Here is a 5,885-nt window from a genome sequence, read left to right as displayed (position 1 = left end):
AGCTGCTCGGGGGCGGCGTAGCCGGCGGTGCCGACCGGCGCACCGTCGCGCTCCGGGCCCTGGTCGAGGGTCGCTGCGACCCCGAAGTCGCCGATGCGCAGGTGCGGGCGGCTGCGGCCGGTCGCGTCGAGGAGCAGGTTGGCCGGCTTGAGGTCGCGGTGGACGACCCCCGCCGCGTGCACCGCGGCCAGCCCGTCGAGCAGCTGGCCGAGCAGCTCGGCGACGTGTGCCGCCCCGAACGGCTCGCCCCGCCGGTCGGCGAGGAGGTCGGCCAGCGACCCGCCGCGGGCCAGCTCCATCGCGAACGCCACGCGGTCGTCGTCGGCGACCCAGCCCGTCGGCGTCGCGACGTGGGGGTGCTCGATCCGCACGCCCTGCTCGCGCACGAAGCGGAGCAGGTGGGCGGAGTCGTGGCGGCGCAGCACCTTGACCGCGACGAACCGCTGCTCGCGCAGGTCCCAGGCCCGCCAGACCGCGCCCATCCCACCGGTGCCGACCACCTCGAGCAGGTGGTAGCGCCCGGCGAGGGGCGGGTCGGCGTACGGCACGGTCCGACGGTGCCACGAACCGGGCACGGGCGTCGGTCGTCATCCACAGGCCCGCAACCTCCTGGGGATGGCGGGACCGGGCAGGCTCGAATTGGCTGCGCCCGCCGCGCCGCTGTTACTGTTTCCTGTCCTCGTCCGCGCCCACCGACGGGTCGCGCACGGGACGAACTACCGAACAGCCCTCCTGCCACGGAGAGACCGTGGCCGCTGAAGTCCACAGGAGGTGGAGATCGCTGTGCGTTCCTACGAAGTGATGGTCATCCTCGAGCCCAGTCTCGAGGAGCGGACCGTCGAGCCGTCGCTCGACAAGTTCCTCAACGTCATCCGCAAGGACGGCGGCACCGTCGACAAGATCGAGGTCTGGGGCCGTCGTCGCCTCGCCTACGAGATCAAGAACTCCGAAGGCGCCAAGCTCGCCGAGGGGATCTACGCCGTGATCAACCTGCAGGCCGAGCCCGCCACGGTCAAGGAGTTCGACCGCCAGCTCGGGCTCAACGAGTCGATCCTGCGCACCAAGGTGATGCGTCCCGACGCTCACTGACGCACCCGCTGCCGCCGCGGTCGGCGCCGTCCTGTGGATGAGCGCTAGCCAGTGTCGGCGGCTCACGTCACGATGAGCGCATCGCAACCACCCGGATCCCACCCGGATCCATCGACAGCACCAAGGGAGACCTGACATGGCAGGCGAGACCGTCATCACCGTCGTCGGCAACATCACCGACGACCCGGAGCTGCGCTTCACCCCCTCCGGCGCCGCGGTGGCCAACTTCACCGTCGCCTCCACCCCCCGCACGTTGAACAAGCAGACCAACGAGTGGGAGGACGGCGAGGCCATGTTCCTGCGCTGCTCCATCTGGCGCCAGGCGGCGGAGAACGTCGCCGAGTCGCTCCAGAAGGGTGCGCGGGTCATCGTCAACGGCCGCATGCGGGCTCGCACGTGGGAGGACCGCGAGGGCAACAAGCGCACCTCCTTCGAGATCGACGTCGAGGAGATCGGCCCGTCGCTCAAGTTCGCGACCGCCAAGGTCGTCCGTGCCGGTCGTTCCGGTGGCGGCGGTGGCGGTGGCTACTCGGGCGGCGGCGGTCAGGGTGGCGGTCAGGGTGGCGGCTACTCCGGTGGCGGCGGTCAGGGCGGCGGCCAGGCCGACGACCCGTGGGCCAGCCCGGCTCCGAGCCAGGGTGCGCCGTCCGGCGGTCAAGGCGGCCAGGGCGGTCAGGGTGGCGGACGTCCGCCGGCCAACGACCCCTGGGCAGCTCCCGGCGTGGGCTCCGACGAGCCCCCGTTCTGAGCACCAACCAGCTTCACATCCATACACCTCAACCATTCCGGCGCGAGCCGGGCTTCTAGAGAGGAAGCACCACAATGGCCAAGGCAATTCTGCGCAAGCCCAAGAAGAAGGTCTGCCAGTTCTGCAAGGAGAAGGCGTCCGGTGTCGACTACAAGGACACCACGCTGCTCCGCAAGTTCATCTCCGACCGCGGCAAGATCCGCGCGCGGCGTGTGACCGGCAACTGCGTCCAGCACCAGCGGGACGTCGCCATCGCGGTCAAGAACGCCCGCGAGCTGGCTCTGCTGCCCTACACCAGCACCGGCCGCTGAGAGGAGTCGACTGACATGAAGCTCATCCTCACCCAGGAGGTCGACGGCCTCGGTTCGCCCGGCGACATCGTCGAGGTCAAGGACGGCTACGGCCGCAACTACCTCATCCCGCGCAACGTCGCGGTCCGATGGACCCGCGGCGGCCAGAAGCAGGTCGACTCGATCAAGGCTGCTCGCGCCACCCGCTCGGTGCGCGACCACGCCCACGCCGACGAGATCAAGGGCAAGCTCGAGGCTGCCCCGGTCGACGTCAAGGTCCGCGCCGGCGACAGCGGTCGCCTGTTCGGCACCGTCACCCTGACCGACCTCGCCGGTGCGCTGGCCGAGGTGTCCGGTGAGTCCGTCGACAAGCGGACGATCGTGGTCACCAACCCGATCAAGTCGCTCGGCGCCCACACCATCGCGGTCAAGCTCCACGACGACGTCTCGGCGACCGTGTCGCTCAACGTCATCGCCGGCTGACGCACGCACCACCGCCGCAGTCCGGCTCACGCACGGCCATCCCCGGGACCTCCCGGTGGGTGGCCGTTCGTGCGTCCGGCTCCTGATGCCCTAGTCGGACGCCGGGTCGACGGTCTCCGGCGCTGGCGCGCCAGCCCACTCCCGGTTGGCGTGGACGAACAGCAGCACGATCATCGCCGTCGGGACCAGCCCGACGAGCACGCCGGCCAGGCCCTCGAGGTCCTCGAGGCCGCCGCCGAAGATGAGCACGGGCAGCGCGATGACGGCTGCGCAGCCCAGCACCATGGTGCTCCACCACGCGTCGGCCGCCCGCTCGCCCGCGGCCTTGGCCGCACGTGACAGCACCAGGCTCAGCAGCAGGTAGCAGCCGAACTGCGGCAGGTTGACGGCCCAGGCGATGGACTCGTCGGCGTCCTCGATCGCGTCGAGCACGGCGGGGATCCACAGCGGTACCGAGACCAGCCCGGCGAGGACGGCGACGCCGAGCAGGGTCGAGCGCAGCTCGAGGCCGGCGGGCAGGCCGCGGACGCCGGCCACGACGAGGATCCAGCCCAGCGGGTTGGCCAGCAGGTCGTAGTCGCCCGCGAGGACGAGCAGCAGGATCAGGACCATGCCCATGGCGATCGACTGCAGCGGCTTCACCCGGTCGTCCTCACGCGGCCAGCGTAGGGCCGGTGCGCAGCCAGGCGTCGCCCCGGGCGCGGTGCAGCAGGGTCACCAGCCGCCCGGTCATGAAGAGCCCGGCGAACAGGACCCACACCGTGACCAGCCCGCCGTCCCACCACGCCACGGCCGCGATCGTGACGGGGGCGTAGACGAACGCGACCGCGAGCCCGGCCCACGCCAGGTAGCGGCCGTCCCCGGCACCGATCAGCACGCCGTCGAGGACGAAGACGACCCCGGCGATCGGCTGCCCCAGGGCCGCGACGACCAGGATCGGCACGAGCAGCCCGGGGACGTCGGGGTCGTCGGTGAACAGCGGCCCGAGCAGGGGGCTGGCGGCGGCCAGCAGCACGCCGGTGACGAGACCGCTGGCCCAGCCCCAGGTGACCATCCGGCGGGTCAGCGCCAGGGCGCCGTCGACGTCGCCCGCGCCGAGCGCGCGGCCGGTGATGGCCTGCGCGGCGATGGCGATCGCGTCGAGGACGAACGCGAGGAGGCCCCACAGGGTCATCGCCAGCTGGTGGGTCGCGACCTCGTCCGGGCGGCCGCCCGCACCGAGGGCGACGGCGTACGTCGTGACGAGCAGGGCGGCGCGCAGCGTCAGGGTGCGTACGACGAGCGCGGCACCGGCCCGCGCGGCCGCCCGCACGCCCGCCAGGTCGGGGCGCAGCGAGGCCTGCTGCCGACGGGCGCCGCGCACGACGACGTACGCCAGGGCAGCGGCGGACGCGACCTGGGCCGCGACCGAGCCCCAGGCCGACCCGGCGATCCCCATCCCGGCGACCGGCCCGGCGCCGTAGACCAGGACGACGTTGAGGACCACGTTGAGCGCGTTGCCGCCGACGGCCACGACGAGCGGGGTGCGGGTGTCCTGGAGCCCGCGCAGGACGCCGGTGGCCGCCAGCATGACGAGGAGGGGGGCGGTGCCGAGGAAGGCGATCCGCAGGTAGGTCGTGGCGAAACCGGCGACGTCGTCCTCGACGCCGAAGGCGGCCACGAGCGGCCCGGTGAGCAGCACGCCGACGACGGTGATGGCGGCGCCGAGGGCGACCGCGAGCCAGATCCCGTCGAGGCCGAGCGCGAGGGCGCCGCGCCGGTCGCCCGAGCCGAGGAGGCGGGCGACGCCGGCGGTGGTGCCGTAGGCGAGGAACACGCACAGCCCGACGGCCGTCTGCAGGACCGCCGCAGCGATGCCGAGCCCGGCCAGCTGGGCGGTGCCGAGGTGGCCGACGACGGCGGCGTCGGCGAGCAGGAACAGGGGCTCGGCGACCAGCGCGAGGAACGCCGGGCCGGCGAGGCGCAGGATCTCCCGATCGATGTCCCGCACGGCTCGCACCGCTATCACACTAGTGAAGGACGTGCGGTGGAAAACCACCGGTTCCCTGTGGATGACGGTCGCGACCACCCGACATGTCGACATACCGCCAGGACACGCCGGGGTGGACGCCAGGTGAACGAAAAATCTTTCCCGAGATCTGGTTCCACACCGTGTGGGGTCGCATCTGTGCAGGTCAGGGGCGTTCTTGCGGCGTCAGGAAATCGCGATTCCACAGGATGCTCCCCAGGCTGTGCACACCGCGGAGCGTGTCGTCCACGGCATGTCGTGAGTTATCCACAGGCCCTGTGGACAGGCCGCTGTCGCCGGGCCGCCGCGACCCGTAGGTTCGCTCGGGACGACACCCCCGCACGCGCTCCCGATGCCGCTCGGCCGCGTCGTCCCACTCGATCGTGCGTTCGGATCGCCGAGAACTGTCGGTGGCCGCCCCTACGGTCGGCACCACCCTGTCCCCCCACCTGTCAGCCACCGAAGAACCACCCGCGGGAGTGTGCGTGAGCCTCACCGAGTCCGACGACCGAGGATTCTCCGAGCCCCCCTACGAGGGCCCCGGTGATCCCTGGGGCGACGGTCCCGCCGCCTACGAGCCGGGCCACGCGCCGCGCTCGGCCGGCGACCGCACCCCGCCGCAGGACATGGCGGCCGAGCAGTCGGTCCTCGGCTCGATGCTCATCTCCAAGGACGCGGTCGCCGAGGTCTCCGAGGTGCTGCGCGGCAACGACTTCTACCGCCCGTCGCACGAGGTCATCCACGACGCGATCATCGACCTGTTCGGCCGCGGCGAGCCGGTCGACATGATCACCGTCGCCGCCGAGCTGCAGCGGCGCGGCGAGCTGGCCAAGGTCGGCGGCGCCTCCTACCTCCACACGCTCGCGGCCAACGTCCCGAGCGCGGCCAACGCCGAGTTCTACGCCCAGATCGTCCACGACCAGGCGGTGCTGCGGCGCCTGGTCGACGCCGGCACCCGCATCGCCCAGTTCGGCTACGCCGGCGAGGGCGAGGTCGACGACATCGTCGACCGTGCGCAGGCCGAGATCTACCAGATCACCGACAAGCGCAGCTCGGAGGACTACTCCCCGCTCAGCGACATCATGGAGGGCGTCCTCGACGAGATCGAGGCCATCTCCAACCGTGAGGCCGGCCTCTACGGCGTCCCGACCGGGTTCGCCGACCTCGACGACCTCACCAACGGTCTCCACTCCGGCCAGATGATCATCGTCGCGGCGAGGCCCGCCATGGGGAAATCGACCTTCGCCCTCGACCTCTGCCGGTCGGC

General features: G+C 71.8%; 8 protein-coding genes. 5 read left to right on the top strand and 3 right to left on the bottom strand.

What is annotated here, in order from left to right; all coding sequences use genetic code 11:
- On the bottom strand, positions 1–548 hold a 548-nt coding region (locus tag Q7T52_RS04910), incomplete at its 3' end, for a serine/threonine-protein kinase (protein ID WP_304799957.1).
- Between the two features lie 235 nt (positions 549–783).
- Here Q7T52_RS04910 and rpsF point away from each other — a divergent pair.
- The 4 genes from rpsF (at position 784) to rplI (ending at position 2,610) form a co-directional block, all read left to right on the top strand.
- On the top strand, positions 784–1,089 hold the full coding sequence (gene rpsF, locus Q7T52_RS04905; RefSeq protein WP_304799955.1) for a 30S ribosomal protein S6: 306 nt from the start codon (positions 784–786) through the stop codon (positions 1,087–1,089).
- Positions 1,090–1,225: 136 nt separating this feature from the next.
- Entirely contained in the window at positions 1,226–1,837 is a 612-nt protein-coding gene (locus Q7T52_RS04900) for a single-stranded DNA-binding protein (RefSeq protein WP_304799953.1), read from the top strand.
- 74 nt (positions 1,838–1,911) lie between these two features.
- Positions 1,912–2,148, top strand: coding sequence for a 30S ribosomal protein S18 (gene rpsR, locus Q7T52_RS04895; RefSeq protein ID WP_304799951.1), 237 nt, complete (start codon positions 1,912–1,914; stop codon positions 2,146–2,148).
- A gap of 15 nt (positions 2,149–2,163) precedes the next feature.
- On the top strand, positions 2,164–2,610 hold the full coding sequence (gene rplI, locus Q7T52_RS04890; RefSeq protein WP_304799949.1) for a 50S ribosomal protein L9: 447 nt from the start codon (positions 2,164–2,166) through the stop codon (positions 2,608–2,610).
- Positions 2,611–2,700: 90 nt separating this feature from the next.
- On the opposite strand, the gene Q7T52_RS04885 is transcribed toward rplI, so the two are convergent.
- Both Q7T52_RS04885 and Q7T52_RS04880 read right to left on the bottom strand, forming a co-directional pair.
- Positions 2,701–3,252, bottom strand: coding sequence for a hypothetical protein (locus Q7T52_RS04885; RefSeq protein WP_304799947.1), 552 nt, complete (start codon positions 3,250–3,252; stop codon positions 2,701–2,703).
- A 10-nt stretch (positions 3,253–3,262) separates the two neighbouring features.
- On the bottom strand, positions 3,263–4,609 hold the full coding sequence (locus Q7T52_RS04880; protein ID WP_304799945.1) for an MATE family efflux transporter: 1,347 nt from the start codon (positions 4,607–4,609) through the stop codon (positions 3,263–3,265).
- A gap of 635 nt (positions 4,610–5,244) precedes the next feature.
- Here Q7T52_RS04880 and Q7T52_RS04875 point away from each other — a divergent pair.
- A partial coding sequence (locus Q7T52_RS04875; protein ID WP_304799959.1) for a DnaB-like helicase N-terminal domain-containing protein occupies positions 5,245–5,885 on the top strand: 641 nt, incomplete at its 3' end.

The sequence above is a fragment of the Nocardioides sp. genome (assembly GCF_030655615.1).
Lineage (GTDB): Bacteria > Actinomycetota > Actinomycetes > Propionibacteriales > Nocardioidaceae > Nocardioides.
The sequence above is the reverse complement of the archived record's forward strand: the minus strand, read 5'-3'. Positions and strand labels throughout refer to the sequence as shown.

Excerpts from the sequence above, each read along its gene's own strand:
- Q7T52_RS04900 (WP_304799953.1), top strand. The coding sequence starts at position 1,226 with ATGGCAGGCGAGACCGTCATCACCGTCGTCGGCAACATCACCGACGAC.
- rpsR (WP_304799951.1), top strand. The coding sequence starts at position 1,912 with ATGGCCAAGGCAATTCTGCGCAAGCCCAAGAAGAAGGTCTGCCAGTTC.
- rplI (WP_304799949.1), top strand. The coding sequence starts at position 2,164 with ATGAAGCTCATCCTCACCCAGGAGGTCGACGGCCTCGGTTCGCCCGGC.